We start from the raw sequence: 16187 nt of genomic DNA, 5'->3' as shown, positions 1-16187 counted from the left end.
CCATGTAATAGGGGGGAGCGCCATGAGGTTAAACAATCCACTCGAAAAATCGATGCGAGGTTCGGCGGGAGCTCTTGTCGGCATGGATAGTACCGTAACACGACGACCAACCAGAAGCACAGGAAAGAGCGGAACATACTTTGGAGATGAGAAAAGCTATCTCCGGGGAGAAGATCACCCTGTCCGGGTAGGGCTGGATGCCGAAAATTTCAATGAACACTCCAAAGGGTTCCGGGATCTGGAACGTGAACTCATTTCCCAAAAACAATGCCGATGTTGTGGGGGATGCGTAACGTACTGCACTTCAGCGCGGTACAATGCACTTGAGATGGGAGAAGACGGCTATCCCCGCTTTGCGGACCAGAACAATTGTACCCAGTGCGGCTTGTGTTATCTGGTTTGCTCGTCAAGCAGCGAACTGGATGCGCGCGTCAAGGAAATGCTTTCCTGGCAGGAGCCATGCGGCCGTGTTCTGGGAGTCGGTTTGTACAGGGCAAAAGATGAAAATCTGCGCAAAGAGTTGGGCAACGGAGGAACACTGGTTGCCTTGCTGAGCCATATGCTGGGTTCGGGGTATCTGAGTGGAATCTGCGTACCGCGTCATGCGGACGGGGAACGGCTGCCCCTTGTGGTTCACGAAGAATCGGAAATCCTTCGCAATGGTGCACTGTTCATGGAACCTGGCCATGGAACGCTTCTGTATCGCACTGCTTCAAACGGTTCAGTGGTTGCGCCAAACGGGGGGCGCCAGGGCGACAGTTCCTCGCAATTCGGGAAGTTGGGGTTCGTCGGCAGGCCATGTCAAGTCCATGCTTTGCGTAAAATGGAATATCTCGGGGTCATGCCGGCGGAAAACTTTGCCCTGAAAATCGGCGTATTTTGCAGCGACGAGGACATGAACCTGGAGCGGGGCAATGGTTGTGGCGGATGCTCGGATCATTACGCGCAATTCGCGGACGTGGCCATCAGCGATTATTGTGTAAAAAACGACTATTGCGCAATCATCACGCGCACGACATTGGGGATGATGCTCATCTCCGGCGCAGCAGAAAGCGTTCTGGAATACGGTCGAGGTTCTTGCGCGTAATAGTACAGTCACGCAGGGAGCACATTGTTCTGGGTGCAAAACGTGGCGGCGCAAGTACAACCCTTTCATATTCACGATGGAGGTCATGATCATGATGAAATGGAAACTGGTATTCGCGACAGTGGCAGTGTTGTTTTGGTGCACCATGGAATGGGTCGTTCCGGCAGTCGGCAACGCGGGGTGTGGCCATGTGGCCGGTCGCGCCTGTGTGCGCATTGACGGGGCTAATGCCTTTCTTTCCAATACCGATCAGGGGTTGACCATTGTCAACATGAGCGATCCGAGCAATCCGATCGAAATGGGGTGTCTGCAGACGAAGGGTCGCATTCTTGATATGGACTTTTCCAAAGGGTTTGCCTACGTGGTCGACGATCGCGAAGGGTTGTTGATCATTGATGTCCGGAATCCTGAACGCTGTCTTGAGGAGGGCAGATACGAGGTCTTCGGGGGCGGCATTCAGGCCTTCAAGGTTTTCGGCGAGTACGCCCTTGCCTCCATCTCCGGGCAAGGCTTGCGGCTTTATGACATTTCATGGCCCGCGACGCCGCGTCAAATCGCCAGAATGGACTCGCCGGCACAGGTTCAGGGACTTGTTGTTGTCGACGGCCTGGCCTACGTGGCCAATTTCAACGGCGGACTGCATGTTTTCGATCTGAGGCAACCGGATAATCCAAGAGAACTGGCGATGATCGACGTCCCCGGGCGTCCTCGGAGCCTGGGAGTATCAGGATCGGTCCTTTTCATGAACACTTCCGAGCGCAAGATGCATATTTTTGATATTCAAGCGCCCACAAGTCCGAGATTGACCGCCACCATCAACACCGGCGGGGCTCCGTTGGCCGTGGTTTCCGGAAACCACGCATTCTTTGCCAGCCAAGACAAGGGATTCCTGGTGTACGACATCAGCGATCCGAATGAGATCGTCATGGTGGGCAGGGAGGACCTGGACGGCATCTGTCTGGCAATGTGCATTCACGACACTCTCGCGTTCGTGAGTGTCGCGGGGCGGGACGAAGTGCGGGTGATTAACCTGCAGCAAATCGTGCAACGCTAGGTCGGCCTCCAAGCACGGTTCACTCATCATCACGCACTCAAAGCGTCTGAAACGGCTTCACGCCGCTTCAGACGCTTTTTCGTTTTCAACGTTCCGCCGTGCACCAGTACACCGCCCAGGGGCCGAGGGTGAGGCGTTCTTGTTGCTCCAGGAGAGCGTTGGATGACGCGAACAGTTCCTCGATCCGGATATTTTTCACGTCCACGTTCCAGGATTCAAGGTCTTGCGGCTCGATGAACAGCGACCGGGGGCCGATATTGGCTGCCAGGGCAAGCGACCGGTTGTCGCGCAACGGCCATTGTACCAGGAGCACCGAGTTCTGAAGGATCTTCCATCTTGCCTCACCGGGCCGGATCAGGGGCAGCAGGGGCTGGATCCGGTTGCGGCGAACCGCAAGCAATTTTCGGTTCAGGTCCAGCCAGCGGGCATACTTGGGCTGGACCGGTTCGTCCCAGTGCAGGACCGTCTTCTTGAAGGTGTCCGGATGGGTTGGATCCGGGATCTGCTCAAGCATGGCCGGATCGGAGAATTCGGGAAAGCTCGCGAACTCCCGTCGCCGCCCATCGCGCACGGCATTGGCCAGATCGCCTTCGAAATCGCAAAAATAGAGAAACGGCCGCCGTGTTCCCCACTCCTCGCCCATGAAGAGCAGCGGAATCTGTGGGGAGAGCAGAATGATGGAGGCCAATGTTGTCCGGCGATCCGGAGTGGTCAGCATGCTCAGACGTTCGCCCCGGGCCCGGTTGCCGATCTGATCGTGATTCTGGAGAAAGGCAACGAAGCTTTCCGGGGGCAGGTGGGCGCTGGGTTCGCCTCTGGTCTGGCCGTTGCGATGCGCTGACGGATCGCCCTGGTAGGTGAATCCTTCGGCCAGACAGCGCCCCAGGCGATCCAGGGGGGCTTCGACGAAGTCGGTATAATAGCCGTGGTGCTCGCCGGTGGCCAAAACATGGCAGACGTGATGGATGTCGTCGTTCCACTGGGCCGTGTAGAATCCCGACCTGTTGGTCTCGCTTTGTTCCAAGAAATGAGCCTGATTGGCATCGTTTTCCAGGACAAGATGAACGTGCCGGTCCCGGGGCAGAGCCTGCCGGATCCGCTGGGCCATTTCCTCCAGGATGTGCGGCGTGCCGGTGTCCTCGATGGCATGCACCGCGTCGAAACGCAACCCGTCAAAACGGTAGGTGTCCAGCCAGTAGATGGCGTTGGCAATGTAGAATTCGCGGACCTGGGGCATGGAGAAGTCGATGGCCGCGCCCCAGGGAGTGTGCCGCTCCGGATTGAAGAAGTCCGGAGCGTACAGATGCAGATAGTTCCCTTCCGGTCCGAAATGGTTGTAGACCACATCCAGAAAGACCATGATTCCCAGTCCGTGGGCCTCGTCGATGAGCCATTTCAGTTCCTCGGGCGTTCCGTAGTTCGAGTCCGGCGCAAAGGGCAGCACTCCGTCGTAGCCCCAGCCGCGGCCTCCGGGAAAATCCGCCAGGGGCATCAGTTCAATGGCCGTGATTCCCAGGTTCTTGAGATAATTCAGCCTGGTCCGCACGCCGTTGTAGGTGCCCTCGGGGGTGAACGCGCCCACATGCAGTTCGTACAGCACCGTATCGGTCCAAGGCAGCCCCTTCCAGTTCGGGTTGTCCCACCGGAAAGCGGCGGTATCCACAACCTGGCTGGGGCCGAAGACATCTTCGGGCTGAAAGCGGGAAGCCGGATCCGGCACCAGGGTTTCCTCGTTGATCAGGAAATTGTACAGGGTTCCGTCGCCAGCCTCCGGAACCAGAACTTCATGCCAACCGTCCTCCATCGGAGACATGCGTTCCCGGCGATCCGGTCGTTGTTGATCCTTCAAGACCACGTCCACCTGATCGGCGCCGGGAGCCCATAGCCGGAACCGCACGCCGTTTTTTTCAATGGAAGGTCCGTACGCATTCATCATGTCACCTCTCTCATTCGCTCCTGAACGCGATTTCCAGCGTCTTCCCCTCGTCAAGTTCATGGATTGTTCCCTTGTAGCCGATCTTGATGACGTTTTTTCTGGCCCTGCAGGCCGTGATTTTCATGTGTTGCGGAAAAATCTCGATGCTCAGGTTATGCCCTCGATAGTGAATGTGCATCTTCATTCGGTCGAGATCCTTGGGCAGACAGGGATTGAACCACAGCACGTCGCCTCGTGTTTCCAGGCCGGTGTAGCCCACCTGGATCATGTTTACCGTGCCGGCCATGGCGCCGAGATGGATTCCTTCGGGAGTCGTCCCGCCCTGGACGTCGGATATGTCGCTTTCCAGAGCTTCGGAGAAAAGTTTCCACGAATGATCCCGGTCCCTTCGAAGCATCACCCAGGAGTGGGCCACCCGGCTCAGGGTTGATCCGTGGGAAGTGCGCTGGATGTAGTATTCGATGTTTTTCGGGATGGTGTCCTGCTCGAAGGGGTAGTCGAGTCGCTGGAACAGCTCCTTGAGTTCTTCCGCCGAGAAGAGATAGAACAGCATCAGCACGTCGGCCTGCTTTGAAGCCTTGTAGCGGTTGGGGCTGTCGTCCTCGCTTTCCAGAATTCTGTCCAGGCGCTGAATATCCTCGTATTTTTCCCGATACCCCTCCCAGTCGAATTCCTGAAGTTGATCGTAGCCCTCGAACTGGCTGATGATGCCGTCACCATGAAAAACCAGCCGCATTTTGCGGCTGACGCGGCGCCAACGATCCAGTTCTTCATCTTTCAGGGCCAGCTTTTCGCACAATTCCTTGCGTCGATCTTCCGGGATCACCTCCAGCAATTCCAGCGCCTCGTTCAGGCACCAGGCCGCCATCACGTTGGTGTAGGCGTTGTTGTTCAGGCCTGGAGTATCCGAATCCGGGTAGGCCTCATGATACTCGTCAGGACCCATCACGCCGAGAATCTCGTACCGGTCTTGACTGCTATTGTACGTGGCGATGCTGGACCAGAAGCGGGCTATTTCCAGGACCATCTCCGCGCCGTAAAAAGAGAGAAATTCCATGTCCTGCGTGGCCTGGTAATAGTCGCGGATGTTGTAGACGATGGCCGCGTTCACATGGCGCTGACGGCGGGAATTATCCGGTATCCACCGGCCGGACTTGGGATTGAGGTGCAGCCGCTGCGATTCCTCGCGGCCGTTGCTGCCGCTCTGCCATGGATACATGGCGCCCCTGAAGCCTTCCTCCGCGGCAGCGGCTCGGGCCTGATCGATGCGCCGGTAGCGGTACATCAGCAGAGACCGGGTGATCTCCGGAACGCGGAGGTTCAGAAAAGGAAAGATGAACAGTTCATCCCAGAAGATATGACCGCGATAGGCTTCGCCATGCCAGCCGCGCGACGGCACGCCCACGTCCAGATCCATGGTGTGCAGGGAAGTGGTCTGGAGCAGATGAAACGTGTGCAGATGGAGGATCATGCCGGTTCGATCCTCGATGGGCGGGTTTTTTTCCTCAAAGTCGATATCGAAGCGCCCCCAAAGGTGCTTCCAGGCCAGGACATGGCTTTTACGCAGGCTCTCGAAGTCGCCGGCGCGGCGGACATGGTTCATGGCTTCAAGCCCGCACTCCGAAGAGGCCTTGTCCCGCGAGGTGGTCAGGCTGACGATCTTCTCGACATGGATATCCATGCCTTTGCCCACCTGGACGAAAAAATGTCGGGCCATATATTTCGGCTCCACCACGTTTTCATGGTGGATGTCCAGCGGTTCACCGTTGCCGCGGAGCGTGGTTCTGGCTGCCTGGGCAATTTCAAGCCGGGACTGGTTCGTCCGCACCTTCAGCAGGATGGTTTCCTGGTCCGGCACGTCGTTTTCCACCGGTTCCAGGTGGGCGTTGTTCAGATCACGATACCGTGGAACTCCGCTGTTGATCACTCTGCCGTCCAGACCGGAACGAAACTCCACTTCGCCGGACCAGTTTTCAGGGCTGAAGATCAGTCGCAGGGCAGCCAGATGCGGTTGGGCCATATGCACGATGCGCTGTTCCTCAAGCCGGGTTCGTTTGCCCTGACTGTCCCTGAAACGGACCTTGCGGTGCAGGATGCCGCGTTTCATGTCCAGTTCCTGACGATATTCCAGGATCTCCACGTCCTGGAGACGGAACCAGTCCTGGTCCGCGTAGCGAAAACTCAGGTTGAGCCAATTGGGCAGGTTCACCAGATCTTCATTTTCAATAATTCTGTCTTTGATTTTGGTTTTAAGCCGATTGTACCCTCCGGCCAGATAGGTTCCGGGGTAGTGCGTATCGTCCGCTTGCGCCTCGGATGCCGCCCCCCTGGTGGCAAAATATCCATTTCCCAGAGTGCACAGCGCCTCGCGCAACTTCTCCTGTTCAGGGTCGAATTCGTTGTAGATCAGAGACCAGACTGTCATGATTGAGTTATATCCTCGGGCAGTTTGTCTTGCACATACGTAATGGGTGCAAGGAATGCAAACGGATCAGGCTGAGACTCAACATCAGTGTTACCTTGGTCGGTTGCCCCGCGTACCAATGGGAGAACCACGATGCAGTGCCGTATTGATGTCCGCCAGGATGAACGACAGATCCTCGGGCAAAGGTTGTTCATGCTGCTGGAGATGCATTTTGATCTTCTCCTTCAGTTCTTTCAGATTAAATGATTTGACCACATAGTCATCAGCCGCCATTGTTTTAAGGTCATCCTGAAATTTTTCGTAGGCACTGCAAAGAATGATCGGCAGGGTTTTGTGGTGCATCCGGATTTTTTGCAGCAAGTCCAGGCCGGACCGGTTTTTGCCGAGTTTGATGTCCAGAACCAACAGATCCGGCTGTGTTTTGGTCAGAATATCGAGAACATTCCCCGATCCGTCGGAGGTCCGCACCTCATATCCTTCCCCGCTCAGTTCTTCGCGATAAAGCATCCGAATATGATGTTCATCATCCACAATGAGTATCTTGGGTTTACCCATAATTCGTCCTCTTGGCCGATGGCAGTTTGATGGATTGGCAATTATTCTTTCGAGATTGTAACTACTCAGTTCATTCGAGAAAAATCGGACTGGATAGCGATAGCGCCGGCCTTCACCGGTATGACTTAACTTGGAAAGGACGTGGTATGTTAGGTCATTCCGGCGAAAGCCGGAATCCAGCTCTGACGAGTGACCACAGTGTATGTGCTGAATAGTTACTCGAGATTATACATATGTCTTTCTTAGTTTATTTGGGAAATTCAGACATGGGGAAAACTCTGTATTTGTCGATCCCATCAACGGTAATCATCACTTACCGCTCATTGCCTTATCAATCAGCCACAATAAAACGAAATAAGAGTTCATTCACTGCAATGCGTCGGCTTTTCTCCGAGCTACGCCATTTGCTTATTCGAAGTACGGGAAAACCCCACTGTTCATTATTCCAGATATTTTGGAAAATCTGGGACTGTTCAGCTTGTATGGGAAAAGGTGAATTGTCAAAACTTATGGCAAGCATGACCTGGATTTCCACCTTCGCGGGAAAGACTTTTTGAAACTACTCAGCAGAGCCAGAAAAAGACCTGGATACCGGCCTTCGCCGGCATGACTAGCGTGGTAGTAACTATTCAGCACACGTTCTTTCTCCGGTAATCGGAATCGGGGTCGGGGTCGGAATCGGTCTCAAAAACAATGGGATGCCCTTCCACATGGCTTCGCTTCAATACCGATCCTGATACCGACCCCGATTCCGAGCGAAACCCGACAACAGCATTCGCTTGCTGAGTAGTTACGCGTGGTAAAGGCTCTTGCCCATACGTCATTCCGGCGAAAGCCGGAATCCAGTGCTGGAGAATGATCATGCACCGTATGTGCTGAGTGGTTACGACTTTTTTCTCAATGCTGTTCTGAAGTCAGTCATACCGCAAAGGCGGGTAGCCAGTCCGTAACTGCTCAATAACTCCGGGCCACTGCCCCACACAAAAACACCTGGACCCCGGCCTGCGCCAGGGTGACGATCGAAAGAACTCGCTATCGAGGCACTCCATTCCGTCATACCGGCGCAGGCCGGTATCCAGGCAGCACGGATCCGCGGTGGTTGGCGCCCTGCCTTATTGAGCAGTTACGCCAGTCCGTTATACTCAGGCGAGCTGAATAATTACATTCAAGGAAATAACTAGCAATTCAGGAGGTAGACATGCCCGGAATCGTTACGCTGACCATGAATCCGACCATCGACAAGAGCACGTCCATCAATAACGTGGTGGCGGAACGCAAATTGCGTTGCGATCGTCCCAGGTATGAGCCGGGAGGAGGCGGGGTCAACGTATCCAGGGCCGTCAAGAAGCTTGGAGAGGATTCACTGGCCGTCTACCTTGCCGGCGGGCCTCCCAGCGACATGCTCAAAAGTCTCCTGGACGCGGAGGAGATCCGCCAGGATCCCTATCCAATCAAGGGGCTGACCAGAGAAAATTTTGTGGTTTTCGAAAAATCCACGGAACAGCAATACCGTTTCGGCATGCCGGGTCCGGAGATCCAGGAAAATGAATGGCAAGGCTGCCTGGACCGGCTTGAACAGATGGACCCGACTCCAGAGTTTCTTGTCTGCAGCGGAAGCCTTCCGCCTGGCGTACCGCCGGACTTTTACGCCAGGATCGCCAAGTTCGCGAAAAATAATGGATCAAAGGTCGTCCTTGATACATCCGGAGAACCGTTGACCGTCGCCTCGGAAACGGGCGTCTTCCTGATGAAGCCGAATCACCCGGAACTGGAAAGTCTCGCGGGCCAAGCCATCGAAAATGAGCAGCAGCAGGAAGAACTCCTGCAAGATCTCATTGCAGCGGGACGTGCCGAAGTGATCGTCGCTTCCCTCGGCGCCGCTGGAGCGCTGCTTGTCTGGAAGGAGGGCGTTTTCAGAACGCGAGCCCCCAACGTGCCCATCAAAAGCAAGGTTGGCGCGGGCGACAGCATGGTCGCCGGCATGGTCACGGCGTTGTTCCGGGGATGGGATATGAAGGACGCGGTGCGTTTCGGTGTGGCCGCCGGAGCCGCAGCGGTCATGACACCCGGGTCCGAGTTGTGCCGCCGGGAGGATACGGAGCGGTTGTACGAGAAGATCAAAGACGAATGAAGAAGGAAGAGTAGGAAGGAACCGCCCCCGCACTCACTTTGTCCTGACAGACTGTAGCAAGTGATAATCAACCTGAACAAAGTGAGTGCGGGGGCGGTTCAATTTCTTATAACCATCCTGTCAGTTACGCTTGAACCGGATGTGCCGGAACTTTGGATTGCAAGGAGACAAACCATGATCAGTTATCACGCTTCCCACGAGCAGTTTCCCCCCGGAAAACTGCTCGAGCTGGCCCAGCTGGCCGAGGATGCCGGCTTTCAGGGCATAACCTGTTCGGACCACTTCAATCCCTGGAGCAGGCAGCAGGGACAGAGCGGCTTTGCCCTGTCCTGGCTGGGCGCGTCCCTGCAGGCAACCGGGGTGCCGCATGGCGTGGTCACGGCGCCCGGGTGGCGGTATCATCCGGCCATTCTGGCCCAGGCCGGGGCCACGCTTGCGGAAATGTTTCCAGAGCGGTTCTGGATGGCTCTGGGCAGCGGCGAGCTGCTCAATGAAGGCGTCGTGGGGCAGCGCTGGCCCGCGAAAGCGGTTCGCATGCTCATGCTGCACGAATCCGCGAATATCGTGCGCTCGCTCTGGGCCGGAGAAACCGTGACCCACTACGGTCATGTGAAGGTCGAAGAGGCCAAGCTCTATTCCCTGCCCGCGCAGCCTCCCATGCTCATCGGAGCGGCCATCAGCCCGGAGACCGCGGAGTGGGTCGGCGGATGGGCCGACGGGATGATCACCGTGTCCGCGGAGCGGGAGAAAATGGTCCAGGTGGTCGAGGCGTTTCACCGCGGCGGCGGCAAGGGCAAACCCATGTTCCTCAAGGCGGAACTCTCCTATGCCCAGACCGACGAGGCGGCTCTCCAGGGAGCTTGGCAGGAATGGAGAACCAATATTTTCGACAGCTCCCTGCTGGCCCAGTTGCGGCTGCCCAGCGAGTTTGAAGCGGTCGGGAAATATGTCCGTCCGGAAGACATGCATCCTCATGTCCGCATCTCCTCGGATCTGGGCAAGCACCTGGAGTGGATCAGGGAGGACATGAACATGGGTTTTTCCACGATCACGCTGCATAACGTCCATCGGGACCAGGAAGCTTTTGTCCGTGATTTCGGCCCGGAGATCAGCAGGCTTGCCAAGGGGTGATGACAAACGGAGTAAAAGAAAAAGAATAGGTGAACCGCCCGCTGCGCTTAAGGCGCGGAGGACGCCAAGAAGAAAGATTTTTGCCTTCCGCTGGAAAGATGCGGCAGGCAAAAGACTTCAGCCTGCGGCGAATCCGCTCCCCGACAGGGGTGCAATCCTTTTGGAAAGCAGCTCTTTCCCTGCTTTCCAAAATGTTTTCCTTGGCGTCCTCTGCGCCTTAAGCGAAGCGAGCGGTTCAAATTAATACTCCGCTCCAGCCGGATGAACCGCACAGATCCGCCAACACTGAAAAAGGAGTCCATAAGAATGAACATCCAGGATTACAAGCCCATTTCCGATTACGGCATCATCGGCAACCTGAAAAGCTGCGCCCTGATCGCCAGGGACGGGTCCATCGACTGGTGCTGCCTGCCCAAAATGGACAGCCCCAGTGTTTTCGGGGCCATCCTGGATGCCCGGCGGGGAGGATATTTCCGGATCGGTCCCATGGGCGGGGGCGGCGGCAATCAGGAATATGTCGAGGAAACCAACGTCCTCAAGACCAACTTTGAACAGGAAGGCGCCGTCCTGACGGTGACCGACTTCATGCCCCTGGAGGGCGACATCAACGGGCGCAACGTCTCGTATGCGCCACCGGAAATTCACCGTCTGATCGAGTGCCATGGCGATTCCGTGGACGTCGAGGTCCTGTGGTGTCCTCGCTTCGATTACGCCAGAAAAACCGTTGCCGTGGAGCAAGTCACGGGCGGATGGATTGCCCGAAGCGACGAGGACGCCATGCGCCTGGAGGGCCTGGATAACGCGGAACTGGGCGAAGACGATCACGGTCCGCTGATCCGGGCCCGGTTTCGGATCAATCCCGGGGAGAGCAAATCCATTGTCGTGCGCTGGGGCGAGGATGACGGGAAGGACGGATACCAAACCGCTCTTGCACTCAAATCCACCCTTGAATGCTGGAACGGCTGGCTGCACCAGGAAGGCAGCGTCAAGAAGCAGGTCTGGGCCGGGGATCAAATCAACATGCTCATCCGCTCGGCGCTGGTCTTCAAGCTGATGTGCATCGCCGACCAGGGCTCCATTGCCGCGGCGCCCACAACATCCCTGCCGGAAGAGATCGGCGGGGTTCGCAACTGGGATTATCGCTATGCCTGGATCCGGGATGCGGCCATGACCGGACAGGCCTTGATCTCCATCGGCCATGAAGCGGAAGCCGTGGATATGTTGCGCTGGTTCGAGGAAGTTTCCAAGTCCTGCAAGTCCTGCAAGCGCGACCTGCAGATCATGTACGGCCTGCACGGCGAATTGGAACTGACCGAGCAGCACCTTGAACATCTGGAAGGATACAAGGGATCGAAACCGGTGAACATCGGCAATGAAGCCTACGGACAGTTCCAGCTCGAGGTCTACGGCGAGCTGGTCAGCACGGCATACGAACTGGCCCGCAGAGGCCATTCGCTTACTGAAGACATCTCCGAATTCATCGCCTGGGTCGCCGACCATGTGGTGGAAGTGTGGGAGCGGCCTGACTACGGGATCTGGGAGGTCCGGGGAGAGACGCGTCATTTCGTCTATTCAAAGGTCATGGCCTGGGCCGCCCTGGACAAGGCCCTGCTTCTGGCCAGTCATTACGGACTCAAGGGCAATGTGGAACTCTGGGCCGAAACGCGGACCAAGATTCGGAAACAGGTCCTGGAGAAGGGTTTTGATTCGGAATTGAACGCGTTTGTCCAGTCCTACGGCTCCAAGCACATGGATGCCGCCAACCTCCGCATTGCTCTGGTGGAATTCCTGCCCGCCGACGATCCCATGATCCAGGGCACGGTCAACCGGATCATGGAAGAATTGATGAGCGACTGCCTGATCCGTCGCTATATCTCCGACGATGGTCTTCCCGGCGAGGAAGGAGCGTTCGGATTGTGCACCTTTTGGCTGGTGGATGTGTTGGCGCTTTCGGGACGGATCGAGGAGGCTGAAAACATCTTCAGGAACATAGTCCAATACGCCAACCATCTCGGACTTTTTTCGGAACAGCTGGTCCCGGAAACCGGAGAGTTTCTCGGCAATTTTCCCCAGGCCTTCACGCACATCGGCCTGATCAACAGCATCTTGTACCTGGCCTACGCCAAAGGCCTGGATGTGCCGGTGCATGACCCGGTGGGCACCCCTGGTCACAGGGAATTCCGGAACAGTCGGTGAAGCTGGACGGGGGCAATGAAAGAAGGAGGGAACCGCCCGCTTCGCTCGAGGCGCAGAGGACGCCAAGGAAAACATTTTGGAAAACAGGGAAAAAGCTGCTTTCCAAAAGGATGCCTCACCTCTGTCGGGGTGAGGTCAAGTTGCCGTCAGGCGTGAAACCCTTTTGGCTTCCGCATCTTTCCAGCGGAAGCCAAAAAATTCGTAACTGCTCAATAAGGCAGGGCACCAATCACCGCGGATCCGTGCTGCCTGGATAGCGGGACGCGCCGGCCTGCGCCGGTATGACGGAATGGAGTGCCTCGATAGCGAGTTCTCTCGGTCGTCACCCCGGCGCAGGCCGGGGTCCAGGTGTTTTTGTGTGGGTCAGTGGTCCTGAGTTATTGAGCAGTTACAAGAATTCTTCTTGGCGTCCTTCCGCCTTGAGCGAAGCGGGCGGTTCATCTTTAAATCAAAGGAGAGCGGACGATGAAGGAATGGTCAAACTGGTCCGGGAGTCTACGGTTTACACCGGCTGCCCTGGTTGTTCCCGAGAATGAAGAGGAACTTGCCCAAATCGTCCGCCGGGCCGGGGAGGAGGGCAAAACGGTTCGGGTCAGCGGGGCGGGGCATTCCTCGACTCCCCTGGTACAGACGACGGACATCCTGGTGTCCATGAAAAAGATCACGGGCTTCGTGTCCAAGGATGGAGCGACCATCGCCATCCGAGGCGGAACCATGCTCAAGGATGCCAACGAGATCTTTCTCGAGCACGGCCTGGCCCTGGAGAACCTTGGGGACGTGGATCTCCAGGCCCTGGCCGGGGCCATCGGCACGGGAACCCACGGCACGGGGCGAAATCTGCGGATCATCTCCAATCATCTCGTAGGGGGCAGGCTGGTCAACGGCAAGGGGGAAATCGTCGATTTCAACATCAAGGATGATCACGACTTCACCCTGGCCGCCCGGGTGGCCCTGGGAACTCTGGGCATTTTCACCGAACTGCGGCTGAGGCTGCTGCCGGCCTTCCACCTGCACCGCAAGGAATGGTGCACCCACATCGAGGACTGCATGGTCAACCTGGACAAGCTCATCGCCTCGAACCGCAATTTCGATTTCTACTGGTATCCCCGCAGCGACGAGGCCAAGCTGAGAACGTTGAACATTCCCGGAACAGGGCCGGAGGATATCCCGTACGCCTGGTGCCAGAAGGAACGGGTCGGCTGGAGCGGCGACGTCATCCCCCGCACCCGGGAGAACAAGTTCGATGAGATCGAATTCTGGCTGCCCATCGATAACGGTCCGCCCTGTTTCGAGGAGATCCGCCAGCGGATCAAGGAAGTTCACAGAAAGGACGTGGGCTGGCGTGTTCTGTATCGCACCGTGGCCGCGGACGAGGCCTTGCTGAGCGGAGCCCACGGCAGGGCCACGGCCACCATTTCCATGCACCACAACGCTTCCCTGCCCCACGACGCATTCTTCCGGGACATCGAACCGTACCTGATCAAGTACGGCGGCCGGCCGCACTGGGGCAAGAAACACTACCGGACCGCCGCGGAACTGAAAAAACTGTACCCCCGCTGGGATCGATTCCAGGAAATCCGCAAGTCCATGGATCCGGAAGGGGTGTTCATGAACGAATATTTGCGGACGATTTTCGAGGAAGGGTAGGGGGATGGGTGGTTGCCGCGATTTTGGAATTTGCGGCAGACCTGAGTTCCTTGATTTCATGTTGATTCAATTATCACCACGAAGGACACGAAGAGCACGAAGAAAGAGGGGAAGCGAAAGATTTGATGCCGTTCTGCGTTTCGTAAATTTGGATAGCCAAATCTGGTAATCTTCGTGTCCTTCGTGCTCTTCGTGGTGAAATCTCAAGCGGGGGTGGGGAGATGACAAAAATGGGAAGGAAGGTCTGGATGATCTCGGCGGGGCATATTCCGTTGCGCAGCACCGGGCGGGAGCCGGAAAACACCAGCAGGGACGAGTTGTGTTTTCTCAATGCCGGGTACCGGGAAGCGCAGGTGGAGGTGACCCTGTTTTATGCGGACCGGGATCCGGTGGGGCCTTACAGGCTGGATATTCCGCCGCGCCGGATTCGGCGGGTGCGCGTGAACAATCTGATCAATCCCGAGGCCCCGCCGCTGGATACGGATTATGGCGCGGTGATCGAATCCAACGTCCCCATCGTGGTCCAGTTCGAGCGCACGGACACCAGTGAATCGAAACCCGCCATGCCGGCCATCATGGGGTTTGCGTCATGAACCAGAAAACGGATGATCGCAGCCACGAGCAGCGTCGGGCGTTCGTCGCTCCCGTGCCCACAAAGTGGGACAAATTGAAATGGTACGGTCCCGGATTCGTCTGGATGGTCTCCTCGGTGGGCTCCGGATCAATCCTGTTCACGCCCCGGGTCGGCTCCCGATACGGCTACGACCTGCTCTGGGCCGCGCTGATCGTGACCTTCCTGACCTGGGTGATCATTCGGGAGATCGGTCGCTACACCGTTGTTTCGGGCCGGACGATCCTGGACGGTTACGAGGGGGTCAAAGGCCCCAGGGGGTGGGCCGTATGGCTCATCTTTCTGCCCGGCATCCTCAGCGGCATCGTGGTGGTCTCCGGGATTGCGGGCCTAGTGGGCAGCGCCCTGTTGATCATTCTGCCCCTGAACCAGGCCGTCAGTTCCGTGGCGATCATCCTCGTCTCGGCCGTGCTGGTGATCAGTGGGCAGTACAAGAAACTGGAGCTGGTGACCACGATCATGGCGGTGATCATGATCGTCTCGGTTTTTCTGACCGCCATAGCCGTCTTTCCCGGCTGGGGGGCGTACGGCAGGGGATTGCAGCCCACAATAGTCGCGGATTTCGACCTTTACTTCATCCTGCCCTGGTTCGGGTTCCTGCTGGCCGGCGCCGCCGGCATGATGTGGTTTTCCTACTGGGTCGCGGCACGGGGGTACGGCGGGGAAATCATTGAGGGGGGGGCCACGCTGCCTCCGGAAACTCCTGCCGAACGCACCGATGCCGACACGCGCCTGCGCCGCTGGCTGGTAATCATGTCCACCACCGCGGCCATCGGCGTGCTCGGCGCCACCATGGTCAACTTCTCCTTTCTCACCCTGGGAGCGGAGTTGCTCCGGCCCCAGGGCGTGATTCCCGAAGGCGTCAGGGTGGCCGAGGATCTGGCCAGGCTTCTGGGCGAAGTCTGGGGCGGACCGGGTCAGTATCTGCTCATTGCCGGCATTTTCGTAGCCCTGTGGGGATCCATCCTCTCCAACCAGGACGGCTGGGGCCGGATGTACGCGGACGCAACGCTGATGTTGCTGCCGGGGACCATGGCCCGGTTCCGGAAGGGCGATTCCCCGGCCAGACTGCGCAGACGACTGATGAACATCTACATCATCGTCGTCCTGACCGTGATCCCGATCATCGTCTTTCTGATCTTGCGCGACCCCGTGGTCATCCTTTCCGCTGCCGGGATCATCACCGCGGCCCACTTGCCGGTGATGGTCTCCTTGACCCTTTACCTGAACCTGACCCGCCTGCCGCGCCAGCACCGTCCCGGCATCTTTTTTGTCGCCGCAACAGGTTTTGCGATACTATTCTATGCATTCTTTTCGATCCTGTTTTTTTACAATCTGCTGTTTACCTGATAACATTGAACATGGAGAAACTGTTTTCTTCAGGGTGAACAGCT

Annotated in this window: 10 protein-coding genes and 1 pseudogene; 8 read left to right on the top strand and 3 right to left on the bottom strand. The window is 57.2% G+C overall.

Going from position 1 to position 16187, the window contains the following annotated elements:
* Nucleotides 1-82: 82 nt before the first annotated feature.
* Nucleotides 83-1087 (top strand): Coenzyme F420 hydrogenase/dehydrogenase, beta subunit C-terminal domain, encoded by a 1005-nt coding sequence (locus ACYQ15_RS05550; RefSeq protein WP_459936531.1) that lies wholly within the window; start codon nt 83-85, stop codon nt 1085-1087.
* Between the two features lie 91 nt (nt 1088-1178).
* Nucleotides 1179-2141, top strand: coding sequence for an LVIVD repeat-containing protein (locus ACYQ15_RS05545; protein ID WP_459936530.1), 963 nt, complete (start codon nt 1179-1181; stop codon nt 2139-2141).
* Nucleotides 2142-2226: 85 nt separating this feature from the next.
* Here the strand turns inward: ACYQ15_RS05545 and treZ are convergent, their stop codons facing one another.
* The 3 genes and pseudogenes from treZ to ACYQ15_RS05530 form a co-directional block, all read right to left on the bottom strand.
* A complete protein-coding gene (treZ, locus tag ACYQ15_RS05540) occupies nt 2227-4077 on the bottom strand; it encodes a malto-oligosyltrehalose trehalohydrolase (protein ID WP_459936529.1) in 1851 nt (616 codons plus the stop codon).
* A gap of 10 nt (nt 4078-4087) precedes the next feature.
* Complete coding sequence (locus ACYQ15_RS05535; protein ID WP_459936528.1) at nt 4088-6502, bottom strand: glycoside hydrolase family 65 protein; 2415 nt, start codon at nt 6500-6502, stop codon at nt 4088-4090.
* 195 nt (nt 6503-6697) lie between these two features.
* A pseudogene (locus ACYQ15_RS05530) lies at nt 6698-7057 on the bottom strand (response regulator); the annotation flags it as partial.
* A gap of 1198 nt (nt 7058-8255) precedes the next feature.
* Here ACYQ15_RS05530 and ACYQ15_RS05525 point away from each other — a divergent pair.
* The 6 genes from ACYQ15_RS05525 to ACYQ15_RS05500 all read left to right on the top strand — a co-directional run bounded on the left by ACYQ15_RS05525 (nt 8256) and on the right by ACYQ15_RS05500 (nt 16143).
* A complete protein-coding gene (locus ACYQ15_RS05525; protein ID WP_459936527.1) occupies nt 8256-9188 on the top strand; it encodes a 1-phosphofructokinase family hexose kinase in 933 nt (310 codons plus the stop codon).
* Nucleotides 9189-9362: 174 nt separating this feature from the next.
* On the top strand, nt 9363-10319 hold the full coding sequence (locus ACYQ15_RS05520; RefSeq protein WP_459936526.1) for a TIGR03885 family FMN-dependent LLM class oxidoreductase: 957 nt from the start codon (nt 9363-9365) through the stop codon (nt 10317-10319).
* Nucleotides 10320-10625: 306 nt separating this feature from the next.
* Nucleotides 10626-12515, top strand: coding sequence for a glycoside hydrolase family 15 protein (locus ACYQ15_RS05515; RefSeq protein WP_459936525.1), 1890 nt, complete (start codon nt 10626-10628; stop codon nt 12513-12515).
* A gap of 465 nt (nt 12516-12980) precedes the next feature.
* Nucleotides 12981-14162 (top strand): D-arabinono-1,4-lactone oxidase, encoded by a 1182-nt coding sequence (locus ACYQ15_RS05510; RefSeq protein WP_459936524.1) that lies wholly within the window; start codon nt 12981-12983, stop codon nt 14160-14162.
* Nucleotides 14163-14383: 221 nt separating this feature from the next.
* Nucleotides 14384-14755 (top strand): sensory rhodopsin transducer, encoded by a 372-nt coding sequence (locus ACYQ15_RS05505; RefSeq protein WP_459936523.1) that lies wholly within the window; start codon nt 14384-14386, stop codon nt 14753-14755.
* The gene (locus ACYQ15_RS05500; RefSeq protein ID WP_459936522.1) at nt 14752-16143 is read left to right on the top strand and encodes an Nramp family divalent metal transporter; all 1392 of its coding nucleotides are present in this window, start codon (nt 14752-14754) and stop codon (nt 16141-16143) included. Before ACYQ15_RS05505 ends, ACYQ15_RS05500 begins: the two co-directional genes overlap by 4 nt.
* Nucleotides 16144-16187: the final 44 nt, after the last annotated feature.

Source organism: Desulfonatronum parangueonense, from assembly GCF_054656975.1.
This window is presented reverse-complemented; position numbering and strand designations above follow the sequence as displayed.

Bases quoted from the DNA above. Each gene is read 5' to 3' on its own strand.
- ACYQ15_RS05550 (WP_459936531.1), top strand. From the start codon at position 83: ATGGATAGTACCGTAACACGACGACCAACCAGAAGCACAGGAAAGAGC.
- ACYQ15_RS05545 (WP_459936530.1), top strand. From the start codon at position 1,179: ATGATGAAATGGAAACTGGTATTCGCGACAGTGGCAGTGTTGTTTTGG.
- treZ (WP_459936529.1), bottom strand. From the start codon at position 4,077: ATGATGAATGCGTACGGACCTTCCATTGAAAAAAACGGCGTGCGGTTC.
- ACYQ15_RS05535 (WP_459936528.1), bottom strand. From the start codon at position 6,502: ATGACAGTCTGGTCTCTGATCTACAACGAATTCGACCCTGAACAGGAG.
- ACYQ15_RS05525 (WP_459936527.1), top strand. From the start codon at position 8,256: ATGCCCGGAATCGTTACGCTGACCATGAATCCGACCATCGACAAGAGC.
- ACYQ15_RS05520 (WP_459936526.1), top strand. From the start codon at position 9,363: ATGATCAGTTATCACGCTTCCCACGAGCAGTTTCCCCCCGGAAAACTG.
- ACYQ15_RS05515 (WP_459936525.1), top strand. From the start codon at position 10,626: ATGAACATCCAGGATTACAAGCCCATTTCCGATTACGGCATCATCGGC.
- ACYQ15_RS05510 (WP_459936524.1), top strand. From the start codon at position 12,981: ATGAAGGAATGGTCAAACTGGTCCGGGAGTCTACGGTTTACACCGGCT.
- ACYQ15_RS05505 (WP_459936523.1), top strand. From the start codon at position 14,384: ATGACAAAAATGGGAAGGAAGGTCTGGATGATCTCGGCGGGGCATATT.
- ACYQ15_RS05500 (WP_459936522.1), top strand. From the start codon at position 14,752: ATGAACCAGAAAACGGATGATCGCAGCCACGAGCAGCGTCGGGCGTTC.